The 24,348-nt window shown below is 66.8% G+C and carries 25 protein-coding genes and 1 pseudogene; 17 read left to right on the forward strand and 9 right to left on the reverse strand.

Going from position 1 to position 24,348, the window contains the following annotated elements:
- The first annotated feature begins 295 nt into the window (after positions 1-295).
- The 3 genes from VGI62_RS08345 (at position 296) to VGI62_RS08355 (ending at position 3,140) form a co-directional block, all read left to right on the forward strand.
- Complete coding sequence (locus tag VGI62_RS08345) at positions 296-814, forward strand: Spy/CpxP family protein refolding chaperone (protein WP_331503965.1); 519 nt, start codon at positions 296-298, stop codon at positions 812-814.
- Positions 815-894: 80 nt separating this feature from the next.
- Positions 895-1,626, forward strand: a complete 732-nt coding sequence (locus VGI62_RS08350) for a response regulator (RefSeq protein ID WP_331503967.1) — start codon at positions 895-897, stop codon at positions 1,624-1,626.
- Entirely contained in the window at positions 1,623-3,140 is a 1,518-nt protein-coding gene (locus VGI62_RS08355; protein ID WP_331503969.1) for a HAMP domain-containing sensor histidine kinase, read from the forward strand. Before VGI62_RS08350 ends, VGI62_RS08355 begins: the two co-directional genes overlap by 4 nt.
- A 15-nt stretch (positions 3,141-3,155) precedes the next feature.
- On the opposite strand, the gene VGI62_RS08360 is transcribed toward VGI62_RS08355, so the two are convergent.
- On the reverse strand, positions 3,156-3,866 hold the full coding sequence (locus VGI62_RS08360) for a 2OG-Fe(II) oxygenase (RefSeq protein WP_331503971.1): 711 nt from the start codon (positions 3,864-3,866) through the stop codon (positions 3,156-3,158).
- A gap of 62 nt (positions 3,867-3,928) precedes the next feature.
- Between VGI62_RS08360 and VGI62_RS08365 the strand changes: the two genes are divergently transcribed.
- Entirely contained in the window at positions 3,929-6,364 is a 2,436-nt protein-coding gene (locus tag VGI62_RS08365) for a TonB-dependent receptor (protein WP_331503973.1), read from the forward strand.
- Positions 6,365-6,407: 43 nt separating this feature from the next.
- Here the strand turns inward: VGI62_RS08365 and VGI62_RS08370 are convergent, their stop codons facing one another.
- Positions 6,408-7,898 (reverse strand): ArnT family glycosyltransferase, encoded by a 1,491-nt coding sequence (locus VGI62_RS08370; protein WP_331503975.1) that lies wholly within the window; start codon positions 7,896-7,898, stop codon positions 6,408-6,410.
- A gap of 8 nt (positions 7,899-7,906) precedes the next feature.
- Positions 7,907-9,049, reverse strand: a complete 1,143-nt coding sequence (locus VGI62_RS08375; protein WP_331503976.1) for a glycosyltransferase — start codon at positions 9,047-9,049, stop codon at positions 7,907-7,909.
- A gap of 174 nt (positions 9,050-9,223) precedes the next feature.
- On the opposite strand from VGI62_RS08375, the gene VGI62_RS08380 reads away from it, so the two are divergent.
- Positions 9,224-9,751, forward strand: coding sequence for a sigma-70 family RNA polymerase sigma factor (locus VGI62_RS08380; RefSeq protein WP_331503978.1), 528 nt, complete (start codon positions 9,224-9,226; stop codon positions 9,749-9,751).
- A gap of 103 nt (positions 9,752-9,854) precedes the next feature.
- The gene (locus tag VGI62_RS08385) at positions 9,855-10,859 is read left to right on the forward strand and encodes a FecR family protein (RefSeq protein WP_331503980.1); all 1,005 of its coding nucleotides are present in this window, start codon (positions 9,855-9,857) and stop codon (positions 10,857-10,859) included.
- Positions 10,860-10,957: 98 nt separating this feature from the next.
- Here VGI62_RS08385 and VGI62_RS08390 read toward each other — a convergent pair whose 3' ends face one another.
- The gene (locus tag VGI62_RS08390; protein WP_331503981.1) at positions 10,958-11,782 is read right to left on the reverse strand and encodes a heme-dependent oxidative N-demethylase subunit alpha family protein; all 825 of its coding nucleotides are present in this window, start codon (positions 11,780-11,782) and stop codon (positions 10,958-10,960) included.
- 2 nt (positions 11,783-11,784) lie between these two features.
- A complete protein-coding gene (locus VGI62_RS08395; RefSeq protein WP_331503983.1) occupies positions 11,785-12,168 on the reverse strand; it encodes a hypothetical protein in 384 nt (127 codons plus the stop codon).
- Between the two features lie 68 nt (positions 12,169-12,236).
- Here VGI62_RS08395 and VGI62_RS08400 point away from each other — a divergent pair, with 68 nt between their 5' ends.
- The 3 genes and pseudogenes from VGI62_RS08400 to VGI62_RS08410 all read left to right on the forward strand — a co-directional run bounded on the left by VGI62_RS08400 (position 12,237) and on the right by VGI62_RS08410 (position 14,121).
- On the forward strand, positions 12,237-12,908 hold the full coding sequence (locus VGI62_RS08400; protein WP_331503985.1) for an HAD-IA family hydrolase: 672 nt from the start codon (positions 12,237-12,239) through the stop codon (positions 12,906-12,908).
- Positions 12,905-13,186, forward strand: a pseudogene (locus VGI62_RS08405) (4a-hydroxytetrahydrobiopterin dehydratase); the annotation flags it as partial. The gene VGI62_RS08400 and the pseudogene VGI62_RS08405, both read left to right, overlap by 4 nt.
- 158 nt (positions 13,187-13,344) lie before the next feature.
- A complete protein-coding gene (locus tag VGI62_RS08410; RefSeq protein ID WP_331503986.1) occupies positions 13,345-14,121 on the forward strand; it encodes an SDR family oxidoreductase in 777 nt (258 codons plus the stop codon).
- A gap of 13 nt (positions 14,122-14,134) precedes the next feature.
- Here VGI62_RS08410 and VGI62_RS08415 read toward each other — a convergent pair whose 3' ends face one another.
- Positions 14,135-14,542, reverse strand: a complete 408-nt coding sequence (locus VGI62_RS08415; RefSeq protein ID WP_331503988.1) for a hypothetical protein — start codon at positions 14,540-14,542, stop codon at positions 14,135-14,137.
- A 97-nt stretch (positions 14,543-14,639) separates the two neighbouring features.
- Between VGI62_RS08415 and pseB the strand changes: the two genes are divergently transcribed.
- From pseB to VGI62_RS08450, 7 genes are all read left to right on the forward strand, one after another.
- On the forward strand, positions 14,640-15,689 hold the full coding sequence (pseB, locus tag VGI62_RS08420; RefSeq protein WP_331503990.1) for a UDP-N-acetylglucosamine 4,6-dehydratase (inverting): 1,050 nt from the start codon (positions 14,640-14,642) through the stop codon (positions 15,687-15,689).
- Between the two features lies 1 nt (position 15,690).
- On the forward strand, positions 15,691-16,854 hold the full coding sequence (gene pseC, locus VGI62_RS08425) for a UDP-4-amino-4,6-dideoxy-N-acetyl-beta-L-altrosamine transaminase (RefSeq protein WP_331503992.1): 1,164 nt from the start codon (positions 15,691-15,693) through the stop codon (positions 16,852-16,854).
- Between the two features lie 136 nt (positions 16,855-16,990).
- A complete protein-coding gene (locus VGI62_RS08430; RefSeq protein WP_331503994.1) occupies positions 16,991-17,701 on the forward strand; it encodes a response regulator transcription factor in 711 nt (236 codons plus the stop codon).
- A complete protein-coding gene (locus tag VGI62_RS08435) occupies positions 17,670-19,310 on the forward strand; it encodes a stimulus-sensing domain-containing protein (protein WP_331503995.1) in 1,641 nt (546 codons plus the stop codon). Before VGI62_RS08430 ends, VGI62_RS08435 begins: the two co-directional genes overlap by 32 nt.
- Positions 19,307-19,741, forward strand: coding sequence for an HPr kinase/phosphorylase (locus tag VGI62_RS08440; RefSeq protein WP_331503997.1), 435 nt, complete (start codon positions 19,307-19,309; stop codon positions 19,739-19,741). The genes VGI62_RS08435 and VGI62_RS08440 overlap by 4 nt, the downstream gene beginning before the upstream one ends.
- Positions 19,742-19,819: 78 nt before the next feature.
- Positions 19,820-20,224: a PTS sugar transporter subunit IIA gene (locus VGI62_RS08445; protein WP_329638153.1), complete on the forward strand. Its 405-nt coding sequence runs from the start codon at positions 19,820-19,822 to the stop codon at positions 20,222-20,224.
- Positions 20,221-20,499: an HPr family phosphocarrier protein gene (locus tag VGI62_RS08450; RefSeq protein ID WP_331503999.1), complete on the forward strand. Its 279-nt coding sequence runs from the start codon at positions 20,221-20,223 to the stop codon at positions 20,497-20,499. The genes VGI62_RS08445 and VGI62_RS08450 overlap by 4 nt, the downstream gene beginning before the upstream one ends.
- A 29-nt stretch (positions 20,500-20,528) precedes the next feature.
- Here VGI62_RS08450 and VGI62_RS08455 read toward each other — a convergent pair whose 3' ends face one another.
- The 3 genes from VGI62_RS08455 to VGI62_RS08465 all read right to left on the reverse strand — a co-directional run bounded on the left by VGI62_RS08455 (position 20,529) and on the right by VGI62_RS08465 (position 22,601).
- Positions 20,529-21,290 (reverse strand): ABC transporter permease, encoded by a 762-nt coding sequence (locus tag VGI62_RS08455; protein WP_331504001.1) that lies wholly within the window; start codon positions 21,288-21,290, stop codon positions 20,529-20,531.
- A gap of 11 nt (positions 21,291-21,301) precedes the next feature.
- A complete protein-coding gene (locus VGI62_RS08460) occupies positions 21,302-22,228 on the reverse strand; it encodes an ABC transporter ATP-binding protein (RefSeq protein ID WP_331504002.1) in 927 nt (308 codons plus the stop codon).
- A gap of 205 nt (positions 22,229-22,433) precedes the next feature.
- The gene (locus VGI62_RS08465; protein WP_331504004.1) at positions 22,434-22,601 is read right to left on the reverse strand and encodes a hypothetical protein; all 168 of its coding nucleotides are present in this window, start codon (positions 22,599-22,601) and stop codon (positions 22,434-22,436) included.
- A gap of 267 nt (positions 22,602-22,868) precedes the next feature.
- On the opposite strand from VGI62_RS08465, the gene VGI62_RS08470 reads away from it, so the two are divergent.
- Positions 22,869-24,341 carry a CHAD domain-containing protein gene (locus VGI62_RS08470; RefSeq protein ID WP_331504006.1) on the forward strand — a complete coding sequence of 491 codons (1,473 nt, stop codon included), beginning with the start codon at positions 22,869-22,871 and terminating at the stop codon, positions 24,339-24,341.
- Positions 24,342-24,348: the final 7 nt, after the last annotated feature.

Here is a 24,348-nt window from a genome sequence, read left to right on the forward strand (position 1 = left end):
AGCGGTCCGAGTGTCCCGAATGTTTCGGCTGCATTGCAGAGCGAAACACTTGCCCACGTCTATACATTCCCCTGGCCTGCGCCGCGCGTTGATTTCCTCGCCAGGGAGACCCGGCGCGACCCCGCCGATGACGCTTAGACGAAAACGCGTTCACGTCCAATAGCTTGCATCACGGCACAGCCTGGCTGGGACGGGCTCTGTGTCGGACCGGTGTCGCAGGCGTTGCGCGTGGCGAAATTCGCCCGAAAACGAGCTGTGCCAACAAGCGGACAGACAACCTTTTGGGAATCCCTTCATGCGATCGACCATCCGCACGGCTGCTCTTTCCCTGACCTTGACCCTTGCCGTCGCCGCACCTGCGGCATGGGCCCAGACTGACCCCGGCGGTCCTCGCCAGGCGTCATCGCAGTTCCAGGCCATGCGCGAAGCGCGCGAACGCCAACGCGCTCAGGACCTGAGGATCATTCTGCGTCTGCGTCCCGACCAGGAGCCCGCGCTGACGGCGTTCCTGCAGTCGCAGACGCGCCCGATGGGCGGGGCGCCGGAACATCGCGCGCCGCCGACCGAGGCCATGACCACCCCGCAGCGGCTGGACGAGATGGCCCGTCGCGACGCCGAACGCGCTCAGGCCCGCCAGGCGCGCACTGCAACCGTTCGCGCCTTCTACGCGTCGCTCGCCCCCGACCAGCGTCAGGTTTTCGACGCGCTCATGCGGATGAAGAGCGGCGGCCGTGGACGCGAGGGAGGCCGCTTCGGCGGCCGCGGGTTCGACGGCCCGCGCCGTGGCCCGCCTGGCGGCCCGCCGTGGGGCTGAAAATGCGACCGGAGCGACGTCGAATATGGATTGTGGCGTCGCGGTAGTCGCTGCGCCACAATGATCGGGAAGGAGAGGCCATGAACACCCAAGCCAGCGTCCTTCCGGCCCGCCATATCCTTGTCGTCGACGACGACTCGGAACTGCGTGAACAGGTGGTCGGCTACCTCCGCGAGCACGGTTACCATCTTCATGCGGCCAGCGATGGCGCCAGCATGGAGCAGGCTCTGGCCTCTGCGCCCATCGACCTGATCGTGCTCGACGTCATGCTGCCCGGCGAGGATGGGCTATCCATCTGCCGGCGACTGTCGGAAACCGGCGGCCCGGCCATCGTCATGGTCAGCGCGATGGGCGACGAGGTCGACCGCGTGCTCGGTCTGGAACTCGGCGCTGACGACTACCTCCCCAAACCCTGCAGCCCGCGCGAACTGCTGGCGAGGGTGCGGGCGGTGTTTCGCAGGCTGGACGAGGTGCACGGCGGCGCGCCGCGGCGAGGTAAGACCTATCACTTCCAGGGCTTCGTCGTGGACACCCTGCGCCGGCAGCTGCGCGCGCCCAATGGCACCACGATCCTGCTTACCGGCGGGGAGTTCTCGCTGCTGAGCGTATTCCTCGAAAATCCCCAACGCATCCTGTCGCGCGACCAACTCCTCGAGCAGGCTCGCGGCTCCCAGACCGAAGTCTTCGATCGTGCGGTCGACGTACAGATAAGCCGCTTGCGGCGTAAACTGCACGCCTCTGTCGAGGGCGAGATCATCAAGACCTATCGGGGGGCCGGATACCTGTTTGACGCCAAGGTGACGCGGGCGTGAGCAAAGCCGAGCCGGCGGGAGATCGCCGCCCTTGGCCGCGGGCGCCGATCAGCCTGCAGCTCGTGATCCTCCTGCTCGTCAGCCTCCTCGTCTCCCAGGCGATCAGCTTCGGGGTCATCCTGCTCATTCCGCCGCCGAGACCGCCGGTCTACCGCGTAGCCGATGTCGCCGCCGCCATTCATGGCGGTCCGCTCAAGACTCGGTTCGGCCGGCCGATGATCCGCACAATCACGCCCACACTACCCGCCGAGTTGGTTGCGCCGCATCGCGAGCATGAGCGCACGCTGGCCGCGCTCGCCCGGGCGCTCGGCGCTCCGGAGACCAGCGTTCGGCTGGAGGCGCAGGACGCCTCGCCTCTCTGGCGGTTGCGCCGCGCGGTGACGGGCGCGCCGCCGCCGCGCGGGCCCGATCGCAGCGGTCCGATGGGAGCTTCGCCTTTCGAGACCGATCCGCGGCCGCGAGGCGACGGCCAGGGTTCGCAAAGCGGCGCCCCGGACAGCCGGGGCCCCGGCGACCAGCCGCCCGGTTGGGGGCGCGGCGGATGGCGGCGCTTTGGGGGCGGGCCGGAAATGCCGATTTTCGGCGACTTCGCCGCGGCGCTTCAGGAGGACAATGGAAGCTGGACGGTCGTGCGTTCCACGCCGGAGCCATTTCCGACTGAGTGGCAGCTGCAGGCTGGGGCCTGGCTGATGGCCGGCTTCTTGCTGGTTGCTTCAGCCGGCTATCTGTTCGCGCGGCGAATTTCAGCGCCTCTGCGCCGCTTCGTCGAAGCCGCCGAGACACTCGGACGCGATCCGCATGCTCCGCAGATGGCCTTGAAGGGCCCCGCCGAGGTCGGCGCGGCGGCCCAGGCCTTCAACGAAATGCAGGGGAGGCTCAAGCGCTACATCCTTGACCGCACGGCGATGGTGGGGGCGATCAGCCATGACCTGCGAACTCCACTTGCGCGTATCCGTTTCAAGCTTGAGGCGGCCCCGCCGGCCGTGAAGGAGTCGGTGCTTTCCGACGTCGATCAGATGGAGCAGATGATCGGCGGGGTGCTGGCCTTCATCCGCGACGAGGGCGCGCCGCGGCGGCGTGAAAAGCTGGACCTGCTGTCGCTCATCGAATGTGTGGCCGACGACGCCGCGATGGTGGGGGGACAGGTGGAAATCGTCGACGGCCGTCCGGTGACCGTTGATGGCGACCCTGTCGCGCTCCAGCGACTGTTCTCAAACTTGGTGGACAACGCCGTGAAATACGGCGGCGAGGCGCGCATCGACGTCCGCCGCGAAGGCGAGCAGGCCATCGTCACTGTCGCCGACAAGGGCCCGGGCCTTTCGGCTGACGACCTCGGCCGGGTGTTCCAGCCCTTCTACCGGACGGATGTTTCCCGCAACCTCGACAAGGGCGGCGTAGGACTCGGGCTGCCGATTGCGCGAACCACCGCACGCGCCCACGGCGGCGATATCGAGCTGACCTCCTCGCCCGGCGATGGCGTCACGGCTATCGTCACCCTGCCGATCGTGGCGTGACCGGGTCCGCGGGCCTCAGGCCTGCGAGCGCCCGGTGACCGGGCAATCCGGATAGGCGAGCTGTTCGCGGGCCCGCCATTCCTCGGTCACGTAGTTGATGATCAGCGACTTGCGCACCACCGGGATCGGTCGGGGTTCGAACCCATGCCAAGTGCGGTCTGAGGGCACGAAGACCAGGGCCGCGCCAGGCTCAAACGGGGCGCGATGCGACCAGGTCTTGGCGTCAACATAGACATCGGTGCCGAGGTCCGGCGCGCCCTCTGGGCCGAGATAGTAGAGCAAGGTGAACTTCTTCACGCCGAGGTCGGTGTGCGGCTGCAGCCAGAAGCCGTCGGTGTCCTGAGCGTATTCGATCCTCAAGCAGCAACCGCCCAGGCTGGCGCCCGTCGACTCCTCGATCGCCGCGACGGTCTCGGGATGCTGGAAGGCGTCGGCCAAGCTGCGGCACATGGGATGGGCGGCGATGGCGGCAGCGTCCACGTAGCGGCGAGTATTGTTGTGGATTTCGCGCGAGCCGGATACGCCGTCCAGCACAGGGGCGGGGAACGGCAGCGCTTCCAGGGCGGCCGCCATGTCGTCCGGCAGGACGTCACGCAGCAGCCAGTGACGATAAGGATCGTCGCTGACTTCGGCGCTCCGCAGGCTTTCGGCGAAACGGGCGCGGCAGGCGTCGCGGGCCCGGAGCGTCAAATCGGCGCTCGGCTCGGAGGGTTGGGGATCAAGCAAGGCCAGTGGACTTCTCCGCATTGATCTGGTCGCCTCGGTCCTCGGGGGAGCTCACGCTCGGCATGACGTCGCTCACAGACAACCATCTCAGCCCGAGGAGCGCTAGGGGCACTGTGGCCGCAGCCTGCGCCAGCCTTGTGGCGCTTCTGTGTGCGCCCAGTCTGGCGCGCGCGGCTGAAGTGCGGGTCTTCCAGCTCCCGCCCGAACCCCTCGAAACCGCGCTGATTCGTTTTGCGGTGCAAGCCGGGGGCTCAGTGGGCGGATTGCCGGCGCGCGGCTGTGCTGGAACATCGCGCGCCGTATCCGGCTCGATGACGCCGGCGCAAGCCCTGGCTGCTTTGCTTCCGCCGGGTTGCGGCTTCGAGCGGCTGGACGCCACCAGCTTCCGCATTACGGGGCGCCCGATCGCGCCCGCGGTCACGCCGACGCGCCGGTTCGAGACGGAAACCTATGCGCCCCCGCGGATCGACGAGCTCGTGGTCACCGCTGAGAAACGTCCCGAACTGCTGACCAGAAGCGCCTCGGCGGTCAGCATGTTGTCGGCCGATGACGTGCGGGCGTTGGGCGGCAAAAGCTTCGATAAGGTGGCGGCCCAGATCGTAAGCGTGGCGGTCACCAACCTGGGTTCGGGCCGTAACAAGATTTTTGTTCGCGGCCTGTCCGATGGCTCGTTCACCGGCAAGACCCAATCGACCGTGGGCCTCTATCTCGACGATGTCCCGATCACCTACAACGCCCCGGATCCCGACCTGAAACTGGCCGATATCGACCGGGTCGAAGTGCTCCGGGGGCCGCAGGGCACGCTCTACGGTTCAGGCTCGATCGGCGGGATCGTGCGGATTGTCACCGCCAGGCCGGATGTCACGACGGCGTCGGGCGCCGTCTCGGCCGAGGGCGCGCTGACCCAGCACGGCGCGGGCTCCGCATTCTTCGACGGGATGATGAACCTGCCGCTCGCCGGCGGCCGCGGTGCGGTTCGCGCCGTGTTCTATAGCGACGAGTACGGCGGCTACATCGACAATCCCGTTCTGCACCTTTCGGACGTCAATCACACCCGCCGGACCGGTGGGCGGCTGGCGGGCCTGATTGACGCCGGGGACGGCTGGCAGCTGCAAGGCGGCTACGCACAGCAATCGATCGCGACCGCCGACAGCCAGTACACGCAGGGCCACGATGGGCCGCTCACCCGCGATGCGAACGTCCGTGAGCCCAACAGCGCCGATTTTTCCGAACTCGGGATCACCGCGTCACACAGCGGATCCGCCGCCGACCTGAAGATCTCGACGGCGTACATCGAACACCGCACCGGCGCGCGCTATGACGCCACCGGCGCTTTCCGGGGGGCGGGCGGCTCGCGCACGGGAGGCGCATTCGACGAGGACCGGCGGATCAAGCTGTGGGCGACGGAGGGCCTGTTGTCATCAAAGGGCCCAGGGCCGCTCAGATGGCTCGCCGGGGCGTTCTTTTCCTACTCCGACGAATTCGAGGCCGCCCAATTGGTCGGCGTCACGCCGCCGGAGCCCGCGCGATCCATCTACCAGCGGCATGATCAACTCTCCGAGGGCGCGCTCTACGGGGAGCTCGACTACGACCTTACGTCGCGGATCACGCTCACTGGCGGGGCTCGTTGGTTCATCACGCGTGTCGAGACTCGCGCAGGCGAGTTCGGCATCGCAGCTGCGCCCGTTGCGCCCATGAGCGGCCGCCTGACCGACGACGGGGTGGCTCCCAAGCTGCGCGTCAGCTACGCGGCGACCCACGACCTGCTGGTCTACGCCCAGGTCCAGGAAGGCTACCGCGCCGGTGGTTTCAACATCCCGGCGGCGGCGGGCGGCGGGACGCTGGAGTGGGTGGCCGCGCGCTTCAAGCCGGATCACCTGTGGAGCTACGAGCTGGGCGCGGGCCTGCCACTGCTTGACCAGACCCTGACGCTGCGCGCTGCACTCTTTCACGCTGACTGGCGTGGCCTGCAGACCGACCAGCGGCTGGCCTCGGGGCTGCCGATGACGGTCAACATCGGAGATGGCTCGAACACCGGCCTTGAGGCCGAAGCGGTCTGGCGGCCCGACGCGCACTTGCAGCTTCGCGCCAACGTCCTGCTGGAAGATCCATCGATCACGCGCGCGGCGGATGTTTTTCCCGCCCGCCGGGATATCGGCCTGCCGGGCGTTCCCTACGCAATGGGCGCGGCGGACGTGCGCTACCGCTGGAAGATCGGCAGATTCGGCGCTGAAGCCGGCGCGCAGGTCGCCTATGTGGGAGCCTCTTACCTGACCTTCGATGGCGGCGCCGGCAACGCGATGGGCGGCTATGCATCGGGCCGTGTCGCCGCGGCGTTGACCGCCGAAGCCTGGCAGTTCGACGCCTATGTGGACAATGTCACGGATGAGACCGGCAATACGTTCGCCTACGGCAATCCCTTCAGCCGGACACGGGCAAGCCAGGCGACACCGCTGCGCCCGCGCACCTTCGGCGTCGGGATAAGTCGGAACTTCTAGCGAGCGGCGTTGCGATCCTCATCCGGACTTCGGATCCAGCAAGTCAGCGCCAGACGCCGCGCGTGACTTCTTTGGGGCAACCCTCAGTCCAGATATCGCGTCTCGGGCCTGAGACCAGGAAGACGCCGTACTGCTGGTTCTTCCCCACCCCACCGGCGCGAGAAAGGTCGCTGACGGGTGTGACGTTTTCAAAGCAGCGAAGTATGTCGGTGCGGTTCGCCCTGCGGGAAATGTCGACGATGAGGCCGGCTCGCGCGAGGTCAGGCCGATGCGGATCGGCGAGCCAATACCGGTCGCGTTCATTGACCTGCAGGAGCGAGGTTTTGATGCGGCCTTCGTCATCGAGCTGCGCATAGACGCCATAGCTCAGCGTCCCGACCCACGCGGCGCCGGTGCGGGCCCTGATCTGCTCGACCTCGCCTGCAAACTCCGGCCAACCGCGCAGCGCCAACGTCGGGTCGAGAGGCCCAAGCGACGTAGGCCCCGCCAAGGCCATCAGCGCGAAAGCAACGGCGCCGGCTCCGAACCCGAGCGCTGGGGCCAGCCAGCGCGCGAGCCGGGCGAGGCGGGTCTCGCCCGACCGCTCGGCCGCCACCGCGGCGCAAATCGCCAGGGCCCCGAACAGCGGCGCCGGCCAGTGGCCCTGCACGCGGTCATGCAGGCTGTGGATCACGAGATAGGCGGCGAACGGGGCCGAAGTCGCTATCGGCAAGGCGAGCTGCACGGCGCCGGCCTGGGCGCGCTCGCGCCATCCCTGGCGCATTCCCATCGCCGCATAGACGGCCATCAGCGGGGTAAAGAGCAGGATCTGGGTCCCGAGGAACTCTCCAAGATACGCTGGCGTCAGGCCATGAGCGGCCACCCGGCCGAATTGCTTATCGAAAGTCAGCCAATGGTGTTGGGCGTTCCACGCCACGTTCACGGAGAAGACCAGCGCGGCCAATACGAGGGCCGCCCAGGGGCCGGGCTTTCGCAGCTGCGCGGATCCGCCGGGGATGACCAGCAACCAGAGCAGCACGCCCGGTCCGAGGAACAGGCCGGAATACTTGGACAGCACCGCCAGACCGGCCGAAACCCCGGCTGCGAGCCACCAGACAGCTCGCCGCCCGTTCCAGAATCGGGCCAGCGCCCAGAGGGTCAGCGTCCAGAAGAGGCTCGCAGGAGCATCGGGAATGGCGAGCATCCCGCCGAGGCAGACGGTCAGGGTGGCGTTGTACCAGAGGGCCGCGCGGAAGGCGGTGCGGGTCTGGGCGCCCAGCCTGAGGGCGAGGTCGCCGATCAGCCAGGTATTGAGCCCGCTGGCCAGCGCCGGCAACAACCGGACGCCAAGCGCGGTATCCCCGGCGACAAGTCGGCCGAGGCGGATCCACCAGGCGATCATCGGAGGGTGATCGAAGTAGCCGAACTGGAGGTGCTGCGCCCAAAGCCGGTAGTAGGCCTCGTCCTCGGTCAGGTGGATGGCGCCGGCGGCCAGGATCCGCAGGGCGGTGAGCGCCACGGCCAGCAGCAGGATGCTGCGGCGCGTGTCGAGCATGCTCGCCCTCACCAGACGGCTCGGGACGTCGTGATGTAGTTCCAAACCGCCGCCACGACGGCGCCGGCGATGCCTGCGACCCACCAGGACGGCCCACGCTCATAGACCATGGTGGCGACTGCCACGTTGGCCGCCAGCGGGATGCTGCAAAGGAAGACGAACTTGAAGTAGCCGACCAGCAGGCCCAGCCCACGCTTTCGCCGGTCGCGATATGTGACGGCGTTGTTGATCAGGTAATTCCAGGTCATCGCCCCAAGGGCGGCGCTCAGCTGCGCAGCCGAAAAGCCGTAGTGCAGGAGCGAGCGCAGGATCAGGAGGTGGACGCCGACCCCGCTCGCCCCGACCAGGGCGAACATGATGAACCTGGGCGAGATCAAATCCCGGCTCATCTTGGCAAGCAGGAGACCCAGGTACTGGATGACCACCCCGTTATCGAGCTTGCTGTCGCCGGCAACGCGGGCGCGGAACTCATACGGCAGCTCGAGGTAGCGCGGCGCGGTCTTCTGTGAAGCGAGGATGTCAAACAGCACCTTGAAGCCCGAGGTCGCCAGCGCCGGGGCGACAGCCTCGACCAGCTCGCGGCGGATCATGAAGAAGCCGCTCATCGGATCGGTGACGTTCGCGCGAAGCACGCGCTGACCCAACCAGTTGGCGAGGCGGCTGCCGGCCTCGCGCCGGGCGCCCAAGGCGCTGGCGCTTGCCTCTCCGGTCGCCAGGTAGCGGCTTCCCACCACCACGTCGGCGCGGTCCTCCTGCAGGAGACGCAGCATTTGCGGCAGCAGGGTCTCGTCGTGCTGCATATCGCCGTCGATCACCGCTACAAAGGGAGCGGCGCTGGCCATGGCGCCTTCGATCACCGCGCCGGCCAGGCCGCGGCGGCCAATCCGGTGCAGGCAGATCACCCGGGTGTCGGTCGCTGCGATCGCCTTCACTGCCGCAGCCGTGCCGTCGGGCGAGTCGTCGTCGACAAAGATGGCTTGCCAGGCCACGCCTGCGAGCGCGGCTTCCAGCTTCGCCAGCAGGGGCGCAATGTTTGGCGCTTCCTTGAAAGTCGGTATGACGACGCCCAGTTCGAGGGTCGCGGCGACGCCGGGGCGCCGTGCCCGCGAGGCGGCTTTGTGGCTTGAGGAATTCACGGCCGGAGCGAGCATGCGCCCTAATACCCGCGCCATCCTGAGGTGGGAACCTCTCGATGGGGCAGAACCCTCGGCGGCTCGTCCTCAAGCCATTGGCGCCGGGCGCGACCCGCACGATGGTGACGCCCGCGCCGCCCGCGATTCGGGCAGAAGGCGCTTGATTTTGAGCCGCACGGCGGCGGGGTAGATGTGAGTCGGCACGAAGAGGGCAAAGCGGAGCTGATCCGGCTCTATCTGGAGCGGCGCGCCGACCTTGTTCGGTTCTTCACCGTTCGCCTCCGCTCGGTCGCCGCCGCTGAGGATCTCGTGCAGGACATCTACGTCCGCTTGTCGTGCCTCGAAAATTCCGGGGAAATCCAGAACCCGATGGCCTACATCTATCGCCTTGGGTCCAATCTGATGCTCGACCGCCTGCGCGGCGATCGCCGCACCGCCCAGCGCGACGGCGTCTGGCTTGACAGTCAGACCATGCGGGTCGGAGGCGAGGAGATCTCGTCCGAGCCCAGCGCCGAAGCGACTGTTGCTGCACGGCAGCGACTGGCCCTCCTCGCCGCGGCGATCGAAGAACTCAGCCCGCAGACCCAACGGGTCTTCCGCATGCACAAGTTTGAAGGCCTCAGTCACCCCGAGGTCGCCGTCGCTCTCGGCATCTCGCGCAGCGCCGTGGAGAAGCACATGATGGCCGCGCTGAAGCACCTTCTGGATCGGCTTCCGTGACGGATCACCAGATTTGCGTAACGTGTTATTCAGAGGAGCGGGCCCGGCGGCGGCGTCATCTCATCGGGGAAGGCCGGTGCGCCAAGCCGCGGGCAAGGGGTCGATGAGCAGGACCGACGACATCGACAGCGCGGGCCGGGCCGCCGAGGAAGCCGCCGGATGGTTTGCGCGCCTCCAGGGAGAGGCCGCGACAGGCGACGACTGGCTGGCGTTCGAGCGTTGGCTGCAGGCGTCGCCTGCGCATGCGCTGGCCTACGAACGTCTCGAGGATCTGTGGGTCGATCTCGAACATGCGCAATTGGCCCGGGAACTTGGCGGACGGCCGCTGCTGGCCGCTCACCGCCGCCGACCCGCAAGAGCCGCAGTTCGCAGTCCCGGCCGGCGGGTCTGGCTGGGGGCTGGAGCGGCGCTGGCCGCCAGCCTCGTCGTGGCCGTCGGCATCGGGCTGTGGCCTGCGCCGGACGCCCCGGCCAGGGTCTACCGGACGGCCGACGGACAGACGCAGCAGATCCAACTCGCCGACGGCACCCATATCCGACTGAACGTCTCGTCGAACATCTCCGTGAGCCTCGGGCGTAGGACGCGCCAGGTGCAGATGGCCGACGCGGAGGCCGTGTTTGATGTGGCGCACGATCCGCAGCGACCGTTCCTGATCACCGTCGGTGACCGCCAGGTCCGGGTGGTGGGCACCGAGTTCAACCTGCGCCACCGGGCGGACAAGGTCTCGCTGACCGTGCGCCGGGGGGTGGTCGAAGTCCGCCCTGCCAATTCGCCGCAAGCCCCGGCCGTGCGGGTCACGGTCGGGCAGCAGCTGCTCCTTACGGAGGGCCAGGCTGGCGCGATCCTCAAGGTCTCCGATCCTGAGGCGGCATTCGCCTGGACAAGCGGCCAACTGATCTACCGCGACCAGCCCCTCTCCGAGGTCGCCGCAGACCTCAGCCGTCGCTTTGCGGTCCCCGTGCGAGTGGCCGACATGCGCACTGCAGGGCTGCGCTTCTCCGGAGTCCTGATCACCGACAGCGAGCCCGACGTCCTGCGCCGCCTGCAGGCTTATGCGCCGGTCCGCGTCGAACGCACGCATGAGGCTATCGTGTTGCACAGCCGCTAGAGAATCTCTCTCGATCAAGCGCCTGCGTCTCTGCCTCGCTTCGGATCCGGCTCGAAAATCCAGGAATATCGGGGATCGTATCGCTCGATCTGAACCCGTCAGAGCCCAGAAGCGCCGCCTGCGCCGGCGTCGCGCAGGAAGCTCGCCACCAGATCGTCATATAGCTCGAAGCGTTTGTAAGCGCGCAGCTGTGGCGTGGCGCTGCGCCAGGCCCGGGCAAAACCGGCGAGGCGGACGGGATCGCCCCGCAGGCTGTCCAGCGGCGCCAGCCACACGCGGATGGTGAAAAGCACGCCGCCGGTGCGCGGCAGGCGACGCAGGGTCTGACGCTCGACGCGCAAGTTGAGGGCCCGTCCAGCCGTGGTGGCGTCGATCTCGCCGATCCTGGCGCGGATCGGCGCGGACGAGGGCGTGTGCAGGGCGTCGGAGTTGAGCACAGTCCAGTTGCGTCGCTCGAGCAGCAGCTCCGGACGCAGCCCATCGAAAATCCGCTGCACGCGCACCAAGAACCGCTCGCCGAATCCGGTCACCGGGTCGTGCAGTTCAGCGAGGCTGCGTCCGATCACCTCCTCGGCGGTGAAGAAGCTGCCCGCCGAGAGCGACAGGGCGGTCAGGCGCCACTGGCTGTCACGTTTTTCCATGAGGCAGAGGTCGTCGGGAACGCGCCGGGAGGCGGCGTAGAGCGGCGGCAGCCCGGCGGGAACGGGCGCCGGGCCGAGCGCGGCCCCGACCATTTCCAGCACCTCCTCCTGGGCCTGACGCGAGCCCTCGGCCTCAGCCCAGACGAGGCCCAGGTGGCGGGCGAAAAGGGCGTCCTTGCGGACCGCGGCATCGGCCTCGCCGCCCTCCAGCCAGTCGGCAAGCGCGATGGGCTTCAGGCCGATCTGGAAGTCGGCGGCTTCCTCCCAGGGTAGATGCCGCAAGGTCACGGTCGGGCGTAGACGCGCGAACGTGAGCGCCGCGCGGCCAGCCGAATCGCAAGATAGCCGATGAAGGCCGCGACGATGCCGACGCTGTCGGCCGCCAGGTCATGCCAGTCAGCGTCGCGGCCAAGGCCCATCAGACCCTGTGCGACCTCGACGAACGCTCCGACGCCAAACGCGTAGAGGGCGATAGCCCGGGGTCGCCTGGGCGAGAGCAGTAATCCGGTCGCGGCCAGCACAAACCACGCGATGGCGTGCTCTTCCTTGTCCCAAAGGTTGACCTTGGGCAGGTCGCGGCTGGGTGCGAGGCACAGGTAGAGCAGGATCGCGGTGGCCAGCGCGTAGAGGGCCAGGCGCAGTGGCCTGGGCAGGCGATATGGAAGCATGTCCCTTACTTGCACGTCCGCGCCTGCCTCTCTAGCGTCCGGCGCCTCATCGCGAGGCGGAGTGCGACATGGCGGCCAAGGCAGGTATCGAGGCGGTGATCTGGGATTTCGGCGGGGTTTTCACCTCCTCGCCCTTCGAGGCCTTCAATCGCTTCGAGGCTGAGAACGGCCTGCCGAAGGACCTGATCCGCCGAATCAACGCGACCAACCATCACGACAACGCCTGGGCCCTGTTCGAGCGCAATGAGGTCGATGCCGCCCGCTTTGACCAGTTGTTCCTCGTCGAATCGACGGCGCTTGGGCATCCGGTGCGGGGCGCCGATGTCCTGCCCCTGCTCTCCGGATCGGTCCGGCCGCGGATGGTGGCCGCGCTCAAGGCCTGCAAGAAGCACTTCAAGGTCGGCTGCATCACCAACAATGTCGTCTCGATGCACAGCCCGGGGCAGGACGAGATCCAGCGCGCCGCCGGCGCCATGGGCCAGATAATGCCGCTGTTCGACGCGATCATCGAGAGCTCGAAGGCCGGCGTCCGCAAGCCAGACCCCAAAATCTACGCCATGATGTGTGAACTGCTGGCGGTGCAGCCGGCGGCCTGCGTCTACCTCGACGACCTGGGGATCAACTGCAAGCCGGCCGCCGCGCTTGGGATGCGGGCGATCAAGGTGGTGGATGTGGACCAGACTCTGGCGGAGCTGTCGGACGCCACCGGACTGGCCTTCGACGGGGAGGAGCTCGAATGAGCAGACCGAAGAAGATGTCGCTCGCGGCCGCGCTCGAGCAGCTGCCGGCCTGGAAGGCCGCCGCCGGCGAGCGCGAGGCGATCCGTCGCTCCATCGCCTTTCCGAATTTCAGCCTTGCGTTCGCCTTCATGAGCCGCGTCGCCATGCAGGCCGAAAAGCTCGACCATCATCCCGAGTGGAGCAACGTCTACGGGCGGGTAGACATCCTGCTGACGACACACGACGCCGACGGCGTGACGGAGCTGGACGTAGACTTGGCGAAGTTCATCGATCGGGCGGTGTTGTCCTCCGGCGCCGTCGAGCCAAATCCGGTGACAGAGCCCATTCCGCCCGAGGCGCTGGACCGCCTTCGGCGCAAGGGACCGAAGAACAAGTAACTGCGCGCGGGCGACAGGCGGCCTGGCGCGGCCAGTCGGGTTTCAGGGAGACGGATCACATGTCGGGACGGGTCGCGGGCAAGAAGGCGTTCATCACCGGCGCCGCACAGGGGCTGGGAGCGGCCATGGCGCGCAAGCTGGCTGCCGAGGGCGCCAAGGTCTCGCTGGCTGATATCAATCTCGAAGGCGCCAAGACAGTCGCTGCGCAGATCAACGCGGCTCACGGCGAGGGCGTCGCTTTCGCCTTTCCGCTCGACGTCACCAAGGAGGATCAGTGGATCTTCGCCCTCGAGGAGGCCGATGAAGCCATGGGCGGCATCTCCGTCCTGGTGAACAACGCCGGCATCAGTCGGGGTGGCGACATCGAGAACCTCAGCCTCGAGGACTGGAAGACGGTGATGAGCGTCAACGTCGATTCCGTGTTTCTCGGAACCAAGCACGCGCTGAAATACATGCGGGCGCACCAGCCGGGGTCGATCGTCAACATCTCCTCGATCGCGGGCCTGATCGCCGCGCACAATTCGCCGGCCTACAACGCCTCGAAGGCTGCAGTCTGGCTGCTGTCGAAGGGCATCGCGCTGCACTGCGCCAAGCAGGGCCTGGATATCCGCTCGAACTCGGTCCACCCGACCTTCATCGACACACCGATCCTCGATCCCCTGCGCCAGCGGTTCGGCAAGGACGAGGCCGAGGCCAAGCTCGGCCGGCAGGTGCCGCTGGGCCACATCGGCCAACCGGACGATATCGCCAACGCCTGCCTCTACCTGGCCTCCGACGAGAGCAAGTTCATGACCGGCGCCGAGATGAAGCTCGACGGCGGCATCAGCGCGATGTGACGCAGGTCCGCTGTCAGTTCGCCATGATGGCCCCGACGAGCACACGGGCGCCGGGCCGACCTAGCACCAGGTCGGTCTGGCGTTGCAGGGACATCGCAATGAAGTCGGCGTTCGGCTCGGCGCCGGCCGGAAGGCCGGCCGCGTAGGTCATCACCACCTGGACGTAGGCGCTTCGCAGCCGGGGCATGGAGATCTGCGCCCGGTCACGCAGCTTTTGGTCGGGGATGTCGAGCCCGCATTCCACGCTGAGCACGCCGCGCGCGCCGCCGCCCCTTGTGGTCGTTCCCGTGAGGGTGTCGATCGGCACGTAGCTGACGCCGCCCGATTTCTTCTTCTTTTCCTCCGCCGCCCAGGCGCCGGCCGCGGCCGGGCGCAGGGCTGCGGCTATGGAAATCAGGGCCAGGAGATCGCGGCGTCTCATGGCGTCATTGCACGGCGCCTATGGTTAGCGGTCTCTTTACGACCGTCCGCCACAAGGGGAGCGAACGTTAAGATTCGCCGCCTGTCCGGAGCGCGCCTTGGGCCGATTTGCGCCGACCACACTCGACCTTGACGGCAAGGTCATCCTCGTCACGGGGGGCACGGGATCCTTCGGGCGGCGCTTCGTCGAAACGGTGCTGACGCGGTCCAGTCCGCGCAAGCTGATCGTCTATTCTCGCGACGAGCTGAAGCAGAGCGAGATGATGGCGGACCTCGCCGAGCGGTTCGCGCCGCCCAAGATGTCGGCCTTGCGGTTCTTTCTCGGCGACGTACGCGATCGCGAACGGCTGATCCTGGCCAGTCGTGGCGTTGACATCATTGTCCACGCCGCGGCGCTCAAACAGGTCCCTGCGGCCGAGTACAATCCCTCCGAGTGCATACACACCAATGTCCTCGGCGCCGAGAACGTGGTCTGGGCCTGCCTGACCAATCGCGTGAAGCAGGTGATTGCGCTTTCCACGGACAAGGCGTGCAATCCCATCAACCTCTATGGGGCGACCAAGCTTGCGTCGGACAAGACCTTCGTGGCGGCCAACAATCTGTCGGGCGACATCGGGACGCGCTTTTCGGTCGTGCGCTATGGCAATGTGGTCGGTTCGCGTGGGTCCGTCGCCCCGCTCTTTCAGCGCCTGATCGCCAAAGGCGTGACGGAGCTCCCGATCACCGACCCGCGGATGACACGCTTCTGGATCACCCTCAACGAAGGCGTCGACTTCGTGCTTTCGTCGCTCTCTCTGATGGCCGGGGGCGAGATCTTTGTGCCGAAGATTCCCTCGATGAAGATGACCGACCTGGCTGAAGCGATGGCGCCCGGCATGCCGATCAAGGTGGTCGGGATCCGGCCCGGCGAGAAGCTGCACGAGATGATGATCTCGGCCGACGATGCGCGTGGCACCGTCGACCTGGGCGACCGCTACGCCATCGAGCCCGCCTTCGTGGAATACACCCGTTGCGGATTGAAGGGCGCGGCGCTTCCGGAGGGCTTCAGCTACGCAAGCGACACAAACGACGATTGGCTGAGCGGCGACGGCCTGCTGGCGCTGCTCGAAAACGCCTCGCCTCGCCGCCTGCGCCGGGCGAACGACTAATATGGCCGACCCGGTCCTCCCCTACGGTCGCCAGACCATCGAGGATGACGACATCGCTGCGGTGGTCCAGGCCCTGAAGGCCGACTTCCTGACGACGGGGCCTACGGTCGAGGCCTTCGAGCGGGCTTTCGCCGAAACGGTGGGTGCGCGCCATGCCGTGGCCTGCGCCAACGGCACGGCCGCGCTGCATCTGGCCATGCTGGCGCTGGAGGTGCAGCCGGGGGAGGCGGTGATCACCCCCTCGATCACCTTTCTCGCCACCGCCAACTGCGCCCGCTACGTCGGCGCCGAGGTGGTTTTCGCCGACGTCGATCCGCTAAGCGGCCTGATGACCCCCGAGACCCTCGCCGATGCGCTGAAGCGCGTGCGGGCGAGGCGGCTGCGGGCGGTGCTTCCCGTCCATCTGCGCGGCGACGCCGTCGACCTCCCGGGACTTGGGGCGCTGGCCGGCGAGGCGGGCGCCGTTCTCGTCGAGGACGCGCCTCATGCGCTCGGCACGACCATGACTTTTGGAGGTGTCGCCGAGCGGGTCGGCGATGCGCGCCACGCCGCCATGGCCACCTTCTCGTTCCATCCGGTCAAGACGATCGCCACGGGTGAAGGCGGCATGGTCACGACCAATGAGGCAGGCTTGGCCGAGCGTCTGCGCGCCCTGCGCAGCCACGGCATGTTGCGGCCCCAAGGCTCCGAGCCCTGGTGGTACGAGATGCACGAGCCGGGGTTCAATTATCGCTTGCCGGACATCCTCTGCGCGCTCGGCCTGTCGCAGCTCGCCAAGCTCGGCCGCTTCGCGACCCGTCGCCGCGCGCTGGCCGGCGCTTATCATACGGCGCTCGCCCCCTTGGCTCCGATCGTGAGGATCGCGGCGCGTCCGTCCTGGAGTGACCCCGTCCTCCACCTGATGTGCGTGCTGATCGACTTCGAGGCGGCAGGCGTGACGCGTCGCCGGGTGGTCGACGGCCTGCGGGAACGCGGCGTCGGCTCGCAGGTCCACTACATCCCGGTCCACCGCCAGCCTTACTACCGGGCGCGCTACGGCGAGCTGCACCTGCCCGGCGCTGAGGCCTGGTACGACCGATGCCTCTCCCTGCCGCTTTATCCCGGCATGGCTGAGAGCGACGTCGGCAAGGTTGCAGGCGCCCTGAGGGACGTCTTGTCCATCTGAGGCCGCTTCACATCGCCGTCGACGGGGGCGGTGTTTCACCAGGTTTGCGGATTGACCATCGTTTTAGCGCCCCATTGAGGACATGGTCACGGATGACTAGCTTCACGACGGCCGCTTAAGGAGCGAACTCATCCAAATGGCTAAGATCACCTTGGTGGACGACGACGAGAATATCGTCACGTCGGTCAGCCTCGCGCTGGAGAGCCACGGTCATACCGTGAAGGCCTACTACGACGGCGCCGCGGGCCTTGCAGCCCTCGAGAACGAACCGCCCGACCTGGCTATCCTCGACGTGAAGATGCCGCGCATGGACGGCATGGAGGTGCTGCGCCGCCTGCGCCGGACGTCCGACATGCCGGTCATCATCCTGACGTCCAAGGACGAGGAGATCGACGAGATCCTGGGCTTCAATCTCGGCGCCGACGACTACATGCACAAGCCGTTTAGCCAGCGCCTGCTGATCGAACGCGTGAAAGCGGTGCTGCGCCGGGCCGGCATCGAGGGCGAGGAACCGCAGGCCGCGACCGTCGCCGACGGCGGCTCGCGGGCGATCAAGCGCGGCAAACTCACCCTGGATCCCGCGCGCCACGATTGCTTGTGGGAAGGCAAGCCGGTGAAGCTCACGGTGACCGAGTTCCTGCTCTTGCAGTCGCTGGCCCAGCGCCCCGGCTTCGTGAAGAGCCGCGACAACCTAATGGACGCAGCTTACGACGATCAGGTCTATGTCGACGACCGAACCATCGACAGCCACATCAAGCGCATGCGCAAGAAGTTCCGCGACGTTGATCCCGAGTTCGACGCGATCGAAACCCTCTATGGCGTCGGATACCGATACCGCGAAACCTGATCGCGGCCAGAGGTCCGAGGCTCAGAGGTCCGAAGGTCAAAGGTCCGAGGGCGCAAGGGCCTCGCGACGCGGCTGGCTGCCGGGCACCCGGCTCGGCCAGCTGATCATCGCGCTGAATGTCCTTGGCCTGGCGGTGCTGATCGCCGGCGCCCTGGTGCTCAATGAACTTCGGCAAGGACTGGTCAACGCCCGTATCGACAGCCTGACGACCCAGGGCGAGCTGATGGCGGCCATCATCGACCAGGCCGCCACAGTCGGCGACCCCGAGCCGGCGATGGACCCGAACACCGCCAGCCTCGCCCTGGAGATGCTCGCCAATCCGAAGACCCAGCGGGCGCGCCTTTTTGATCCGCAAGGGCGTTTGGTCGCCGACAGCGAACTTGTCGCCGACCGGGTGGAGCAACGCGAGCTGCCGCCCGCCCGGCCACGAGGAGCGGGAGGCTTGTCGCTCGACGCGCGACCGCCGGCGCGGCGGGCGGCGGTGGCCCGCGAGGCCAGGGCGGACTTGCAAGCCGAGGTGGCTCGCGCCTTGAGCGGCCAGCACGTCGCTGTCCGGCGGCGCAGCGAGGATGGCCAGCACGTGGTTTCGGTCTCGATCCCGATCCAGCATGTCAGGGCGGTGCTGGGCGTGCTCACCCTGGAGGCCAACGACGTCGATGCGATCATCGCCCGGGAGCGGCTGGCGCTGATACCCTTCATCCTGATCGCCATTGGCGTGACGCTCGCCTCATCACTGCTGCTGACCCAGTTGGTCGCCCAGCCGGTCCTGCGCTTGGCGCGCGCCGCCGACCGCGTGCGCTTGGCTGGCGCGCGGGCGATCTCGCTGCCGGACCTCGCGCGGCGCAACGACGAGCTAGGTGACCTCACCCGCAGCCTGGAGGACATGACCCAAGCGCTGTCCGAGCGGATGGACGCAATCGAGAGCTTCGCCGCTGACGTGGCTCACGAGATCAAGAATCCGCTCACCTCCCTGCGCTCGGCCGTCGAAACGCTCGACCTGATCAGCGAACCGACTGCGCGCGAGCGGCTCCTGAAAATCCTCAAGAACGACGTCCAGCGGCTGGACCGCCTGGTCACCGACATCTCGAACGCCTCCAGGCTGGACGCTGAGCTCTCCAGGGATGCGCCCAAGACCATCGATCTGGAGCGGCTGGTCGCCGATATCGTCGGCCTCTACGACGCCACGGCCAAGTCGGGAGAGGCCAAGGTCCGTTTCCATCCATCGGGCGGCCTCGAGCCGGTCATGGTGTCGGGCCGCGAGGGATCGCTAGGCCAGGTGTTTCGCAACCTGATCGACAACGCCCGCTCGTTCAGCCCGCCGGACGGCAAGGTGGAAGTCGCAATTCAGCGAGTGGCCGGCCGGGTGATCGCCACCGTGTCCGACTCCGGCCCCGGCATCCCGCCGGAGAATCTGGAGACCGTTTTCGAGCGCTTCTACACCTCGCGACCCAAGGGCGCGGCGTTCGGCGGCAACTCCGGCCTTGGTCTTTCCATCGCCCGCCAGATCGCCGAGGCGCACGGCGGGACGTTGAAGGCCCAGAACCGCGTCGTCGACGGCAAGGTCCTTGGGGCGATGTTCCTGCTGATCCTGCCGGAGGCCAAGGCGTGATCCGGCACGCGGGCCTGATCGCGGCCCGCCTCCAAGGCTCCTGGCGCGGCGTGCTGATCGAAGGGGCGCCGGGTGCGGGAAAGAGCGATCTGGCGCTTCGCGCCCTGACCCAGGGTTTTCGACTGGTGGCTGATGATCGGGTCGTTCTGTGGAGTTCCGCCGGGCGGCTCTTCGGCCGCGCGCCGGACGCGCTGGCCGGCCTCCTGGAGATTCGCGGCCTCGACGTCGTGGATTGCGGGGCTCTTCCGCTGGCCGAAGTCGCCCTGGCGGTCCGTTGTGGGACCCCCGAACGCGTCCAGGACGCCGAATTCGCGGAGATTCTCGGAGTGCCGGTTCCCTTGATCGTCCTCGATCCGCGGGAGCCTTCGGCGCCTGCGAAACTCGGTCGCGCGTGCAGCCACTTTGACGAGGCCCGCAACAGGCGTATTTAGCACGGCTCGCGGGACGGGTTCTTTGGCCGCGCCGGGTGGGGATACCCTTGGAAGGTTTTGCATGATCGGGCTCGGAGCATGATCGGGCTCGTGATCGTTACGCACGGGCGGCTCGCGGAAGAGTTCGTCTTCGCCATGGAGCACGTGGTCGGACCGCAGGCTGCGGTCGAGGCCATTTGCATCGGGCCGGAAGACGACATGGAACGCCGCCGAAAGGACATCCTGGCCGCGTGCGGGCGGGTGGACACCGGCTCGGGAGTCATCCTGCTCACCGACATGTTCGGCGGGACGCCATCGAACCTCGCTATCTCGGTGATGGAACAGACCAAGGCCGAGGTGATCGCCGGGCTCAACCTGCCGATGTTGATCAAGCTCGCCAGCGTGCGCTCGCGCCAGAGTCTCGAGGACGCAGTCGCCTGCGCCCAGGAGGCCGGGCGCAAATACATTTCCGTCGCCTCGTACGTCCTGGCCGGCGAGAAGTGAGCGAACCGGCGGTCCGCACCGTCGAGATCGTCAATAAGCGCGGCCTGCACGCGCGCGCATCCGCCAAGTTCGTCAAGATGGCCTCCACCTTCGACGCCGAGGTCCGCGTATCCAAGGACGGCCAGACCGTCGATGCGCGCTCCATCATGGGCCTGATGATGCTCGCCGCCGGCCCCGGGTGCTGCATTGAGATCGAAGCCGAGGGCGCCGACGCCGAAGCCGCCGTGAAGGCGTTGCAAGATCTGGTCAGCGCCAGGTTCGACGAGGACGAATAAGGATCAGCGCCGATTCCGGTGATGCGGCCTTAGGTCTTCAGCCGCCAACCCGTCTTGAAGATCCACCAGACCGCGGTCAGGCAGATCAGCATGAAGACCAGCGTCATGGCGAGGCTTAATCCGACCTGTACGTCCGAGACGCCGTAGAACGCCCAGCGGAAGCCCGAGACCAGGTAGACCACCGGGTTGAAGAGGGCGACCTTGGCCCAGAAGGGCGGCAACATGTTGATCGAATAGAAGCTGCCGCCCAGGAAGGTCAGCGGCGTGACCACCATCAAAGGCACGATCTGCAGCTTCTCGAAACCATCGGCCCATACGCCCAGGATGAAGCCGAACAGGCTGAAAGTGAGCGAAGTCAGCGCAAGGAAGGCCAATGCCCAGAACGGATGGGCGATCTCGAAGGGTACGAAAAGCCGGGCGGTGGCCAGGATGATCATCCCTAGCATCACTGATTTCGACGCTGCCGCCCCCACGTAACCCAGGAGCACCTCGAAGGCCGAGACCGGCGCGGAAAGCATCTCGTAGATCGTGCCCGACCACTTGGGCATGTAGATGCCGAAGGAGCCGTTGGAGATGCTCTCAGTCAAGATCGACAGCATGATGAGACCGGGCACGATGAAGGCGCCGTAGGTCACCCCGTCGATCTTGGCCATGCGCCCCCCGATCGCCGCACCGAATACTATGAAGTAGAGCGAGGTCGATATCACCGGAGCAGCGATCGACTGGATGATGGTGCGAAAGGTCCGGGCCATTTCGAAGCGGTATATGGCCCGCACGGCGTAGATGTTCATGCCAAGCGCCCTCAAGTCGTACCTCTCACCAGGCTGACGAAAATCTCCTCGAGAGAACTTTGCTCGGTCTGCAGGTCCTTGAAGTCGACGCCACGCTCGTTCAGCTGACGCAGGAGGGCCGCAATGCCGGTGTTCTCCGCCTGGGCGTCGAAGGTGTAGACGAGATCCGCACCGTCGTTGGCCAGCGTCAGGTCATAGCCGTTCAGTCCGGTGGGTACGACGCGAAGCGGCTCCTGCAGGTGCAAGGTGAGCTGTTTCTTGCCGAGCTTGCGCATCAGCTCGGACTTCTCCTCGACCACGATCAGTTCGCCCTTGGAGATCACGCCGATTCGATCGGCCATCTCCTCGGCTTCTTCGATGTAGTGAGTTGTCAGGATGATTGTGACGCCGCTTTCGCGCAGTCGGCGGACCATCTCCCACATGTCGCGCCGTAGTTCCACGTCGACACCCGCCGTCGGCTCGTCGAGAAAAAGGATCTGCGGCTCGTGGCTGAGCGCCTTGGCGATCATCACCCGGCGCTTCATGCCGCCGGAGAGGGTCATGATCTTGGCGTCCTTCTTTTCCCACAGGGAAAGGTCGCGCAGCACCTTCTCGATGTAGGCCTTGTCGGGCGCCTTTCCGAACAAGCCGCGACTGAAGGTGACGGTCGCCCAGACCGTCTCGAACGCGTCGGTGGACAGTTCCTGGGGGACAAGCCCGATCTTCGAGCGCGCGGCGCGGAATTCACCGATGATGTCGTGGCCGTCGGCGGTCACCCGGCCCGAGGTCGGGTTGACGATGCCGCAGGTGATGCCGATCAGCGTGGTCTTGCCCGCGCCGTTGGGACCAAGGAGCGCGAAGATTTCACCTTTGCGGATCTCCAGGTCGACGTTCTTCAACGCTTCGAACCCGCCAGCGTAGGTCTTCGACAGGCCCTGGATGGAGATTATCGACTGCACGCGTCCCCCTAGACCCCGATAGGATTAGATCGATCCGACGCGAACCTCGAATTCAGGGCCTACGCTTTTGATTCCAGCGAACGAGATAAGGCCCGCAGGCCGCTTCGGCTAGGCCGGCGGCGACGATGCACGGGCCTTGCGGAACCTATTTCGTGGAGATCGCGGGGTGCGTCGCCCAGTCCGTCCTCGCCGCTGAGCGCTGAGCTCACATCGCGGCCACCGGGCATTCGCCGACGAGACCGCCGATCTTCGATGAGGCGTCGGTCGGAAGCTCGCCGATGACGGTCTGGAGCAGGCTGACATTTCCGCGCTCCCGATTTAGAAATTGCCGATCGCAACGGCCCGGCGACAGGACGTTGTTCGGCATCGGCATCGGCGCATACCGTCGATCCAGGAAGGACAGGGCGTCCGGCTTCGGGGGAATCGGTTGGAAAGTCTATGCGTTACCTCTGATTATGGGCGGGAAGGTATCAGGAAGAGTCCCGATACTCAGTAAGCTTGACTTTAGACTTCCTGGAGCCAAGAAGGCAGTGCGCTGACGTCTGTCGCCACGCCCGGATCCGGGGCGATTGCCGCGGGGAAATTGGCTCGTGAGTACTTCGCCGGAAGTTGGGTGTCGCGGACATGGAATACGTGCGCCATGAGCACTGACAGCGAAATCGAACTGAAGTTCGTCTGCGCCCCGGAAGACCTGGGCGCGGTGCTGGCCTCAGCCCCCGAGGGGGACGATGACTCCCGCGAGCTCATCAGCGTCTATTTCGACACCGCCGACCAAGTCCTGCAGAAGGCCGGCGTGTCCTTGCGGGTTCGCGAAAGCAACGGCCACCGCGTCCAGACCGTAAAGCGCGGCGAGGGCGTGTTTCGCGAGGAACATGAGACGCCGGTCGCCGGGCATGCGCCAAACCCGCAGGTCGAACCTCTCAAGGCGCTGCTACCGGAGGGCACGAGCCTGAAGCCGGCGTTTAACGTGCACGTCACCCGACGCCAGCGACTGATCCGCTTGGGGGACGCCGAGATCGAGCTGTCGTTGGACCAGGGCGAGGTCAAGGGCGGACGCAGGTCGAGCCCGATCAGCGAGGTCGAACTCGAGCTGAAAGCAGGCTCGCTCAAAGTCATGTTCGAGCTCGCGCGCGAACTTTCGCGCGCAGCACCGCTCTACGTCTCGTTCGAAGGCAAGGCGGCGCGAGGCCAGGCGTTGATCGCCGGCGCGCCGCTGCAGGCTCGCAAGAGCGCCAAGATCGATCTTCCGGAAGGCGCAACCGTCGCGGCGGCGTTTCAGGCGAATGCGCGCAGCGCCCTGAGCCAGATCACGGTCAATGCCGAGGTCATGCGGGCCGCTCCTCAGCCGGAAGCCATCCATCAGCTGAGGGTCGGCGTCAGGCGTCTGCGCAGCCTGATTGCGACCTTCTCGTCGGTGGTCGGGGACGCCTCCATGGCGGGCGTGAAATCCGAGCTTCGCTGGCTGGCCGATGACAGCAACCGGGCGCGCAATCTGGACGTCCTCGCCGAGGCGGTGGAGACCGCGGCGAACCAGCTTGATCCTTGCCCTGCCGGACTGAAAGCCCTCTCCGATGCGGTAGCCTCGGCCGCCCGCAGAGCGCGTACTCATGTTCGCCAGACCGTTTCATCGGAGCGTTTCCGTACCCTGATGCTCGAGGCTACGGCCTGGGTCGAGGATGGTGACTGGCTGGCGGCCTCACCTGCCGCAACGGATCCCGTCGCGGCTTACGCCAGACGCGCGCTCGCCAAACGCCGACGCAAGCTGCTCAAGCTGGGTCGCACGTTCGAGGAGGCTAGCGACGCCGGGCGTCACCACGTGCGGATCGAGGCCAAGAAACTGCGCTATGCGGCTGAGGGCCTCGCCAGCCTCTACCCTCAAAAACGGGTAAGCCGGTTTGTTCGCCGGCTGGAGGCCCTGCAGGACGAGTTAGGCGAGCTCAATGACATCGCGACCGCCGATGGGTTGTTCGTGGGTTTGCCGCTTACGCCTGAGGCCGCCTTCGCGGCCGGCGAGCTCGCCGGCCTGAAGAGGGCCGCTAAACCCGCGCTGGTCGCCCATGCCGCGAAGGCGCTCAAGCGCCTCGGCAAGGCCAAGCCGTTCTGGGCCAGATGACATAAAG

The sequence above is a fragment of the Phenylobacterium sp. genome, assembly GCF_036495085.1.
Taxonomy (GTDB): Bacteria; Pseudomonadota; Alphaproteobacteria; order Caulobacterales; family Caulobacteraceae; genus Phenylobacterium.

What these genes read in the sequence shown, in the direction of transcription:
- VGI62_RS08410 (WP_331503986.1), top strand. Translation starts at nt 13,345, where the DNA reads ATGTCGGGACGGGTCGCGGGCAAGAAGGCGTTCATCACCGGCGCCGCA.
- VGI62_RS08400 (WP_331503985.1), top strand. Translation starts at nt 12,237, where the DNA reads ATGGCGGCCAAGGCAGGTATCGAGGCGGTGATCTGGGATTTCGGCGGG.
- VGI62_RS08385 (WP_331503980.1), top strand. Translation starts at nt 9,855, where the DNA reads ATGAGCAGGACCGACGACATCGACAGCGCGGGCCGGGCCGCCGAGGAA.
- VGI62_RS08465 (WP_331504004.1), bottom strand. Translation starts at nt 22,601, where the DNA reads ATGCCGATGCCGAACAACGTCCTGTCGCCGGGCCGTTGCGATCGGCAA.
- VGI62_RS08430 (WP_331503994.1), top strand. Translation starts at nt 16,991, where the DNA reads ATGGCTAAGATCACCTTGGTGGACGACGACGAGAATATCGTCACGTCG.
- VGI62_RS08470 (WP_331504006.1), top strand. Translation starts at nt 22,869, where the DNA reads ATGAGCACTGACAGCGAAATCGAACTGAAGTTCGTCTGCGCCCCGGAA.
- VGI62_RS08415 (WP_331503988.1), bottom strand. Translation starts at nt 14,542, where the DNA reads ATGAGACGCCGCGATCTCCTGGCCCTGATTTCCATAGCCGCAGCCCTG.
- VGI62_RS08365 (WP_331503973.1), top strand. Translation starts at nt 3,929, where the DNA reads ATGACGTCGCTCACAGACAACCATCTCAGCCCGAGGAGCGCTAGGGGC.
- VGI62_RS08435 (WP_331503995.1), top strand. Translation starts at nt 17,670, where the DNA reads ATGGCGTCGGATACCGATACCGCGAAACCTGATCGCGGCCAGAGGTCC.
- VGI62_RS08395 (WP_331503983.1), bottom strand. Translation starts at nt 12,168, where the DNA reads ATGCTTCCATATCGCCTGCCCAGGCCACTGCGCCTGGCCCTCTACGCG.
- VGI62_RS08375 (WP_331503976.1), bottom strand. Translation starts at nt 9,049, where the DNA reads ATGCTCGCTCCGGCCGTGAATTCCTCAAGCCACAAAGCCGCCTCGCGG.
- VGI62_RS08370 (WP_331503975.1), bottom strand. Translation starts at nt 7,898, where the DNA reads ATGCTCGACACGCGCCGCAGCATCCTGCTGCTGGCCGTGGCGCTCACC.
- VGI62_RS08350 (WP_331503967.1), top strand. Translation starts at nt 895, where the DNA reads ATGAACACCCAAGCCAGCGTCCTTCCGGCCCGCCATATCCTTGTCGTC.
- VGI62_RS08445 (WP_329638153.1), top strand. Translation starts at nt 19,820, where the DNA reads ATGATCGGGCTCGTGATCGTTACGCACGGGCGGCTCGCGGAAGAGTTC.
- pseC (WP_331503992.1), top strand. Translation starts at nt 15,691, where the DNA reads ATGGCCGACCCGGTCCTCCCCTACGGTCGCCAGACCATCGAGGATGAC.
- VGI62_RS08455 (WP_331504001.1), bottom strand. Translation starts at nt 21,290, where the DNA reads ATGAACATCTACGCCGTGCGGGCCATATACCGCTTCGAAATGGCCCGG.
- VGI62_RS08345 (WP_331503965.1), top strand. Translation starts at nt 296, where the DNA reads ATGCGATCGACCATCCGCACGGCTGCTCTTTCCCTGACCTTGACCCTT.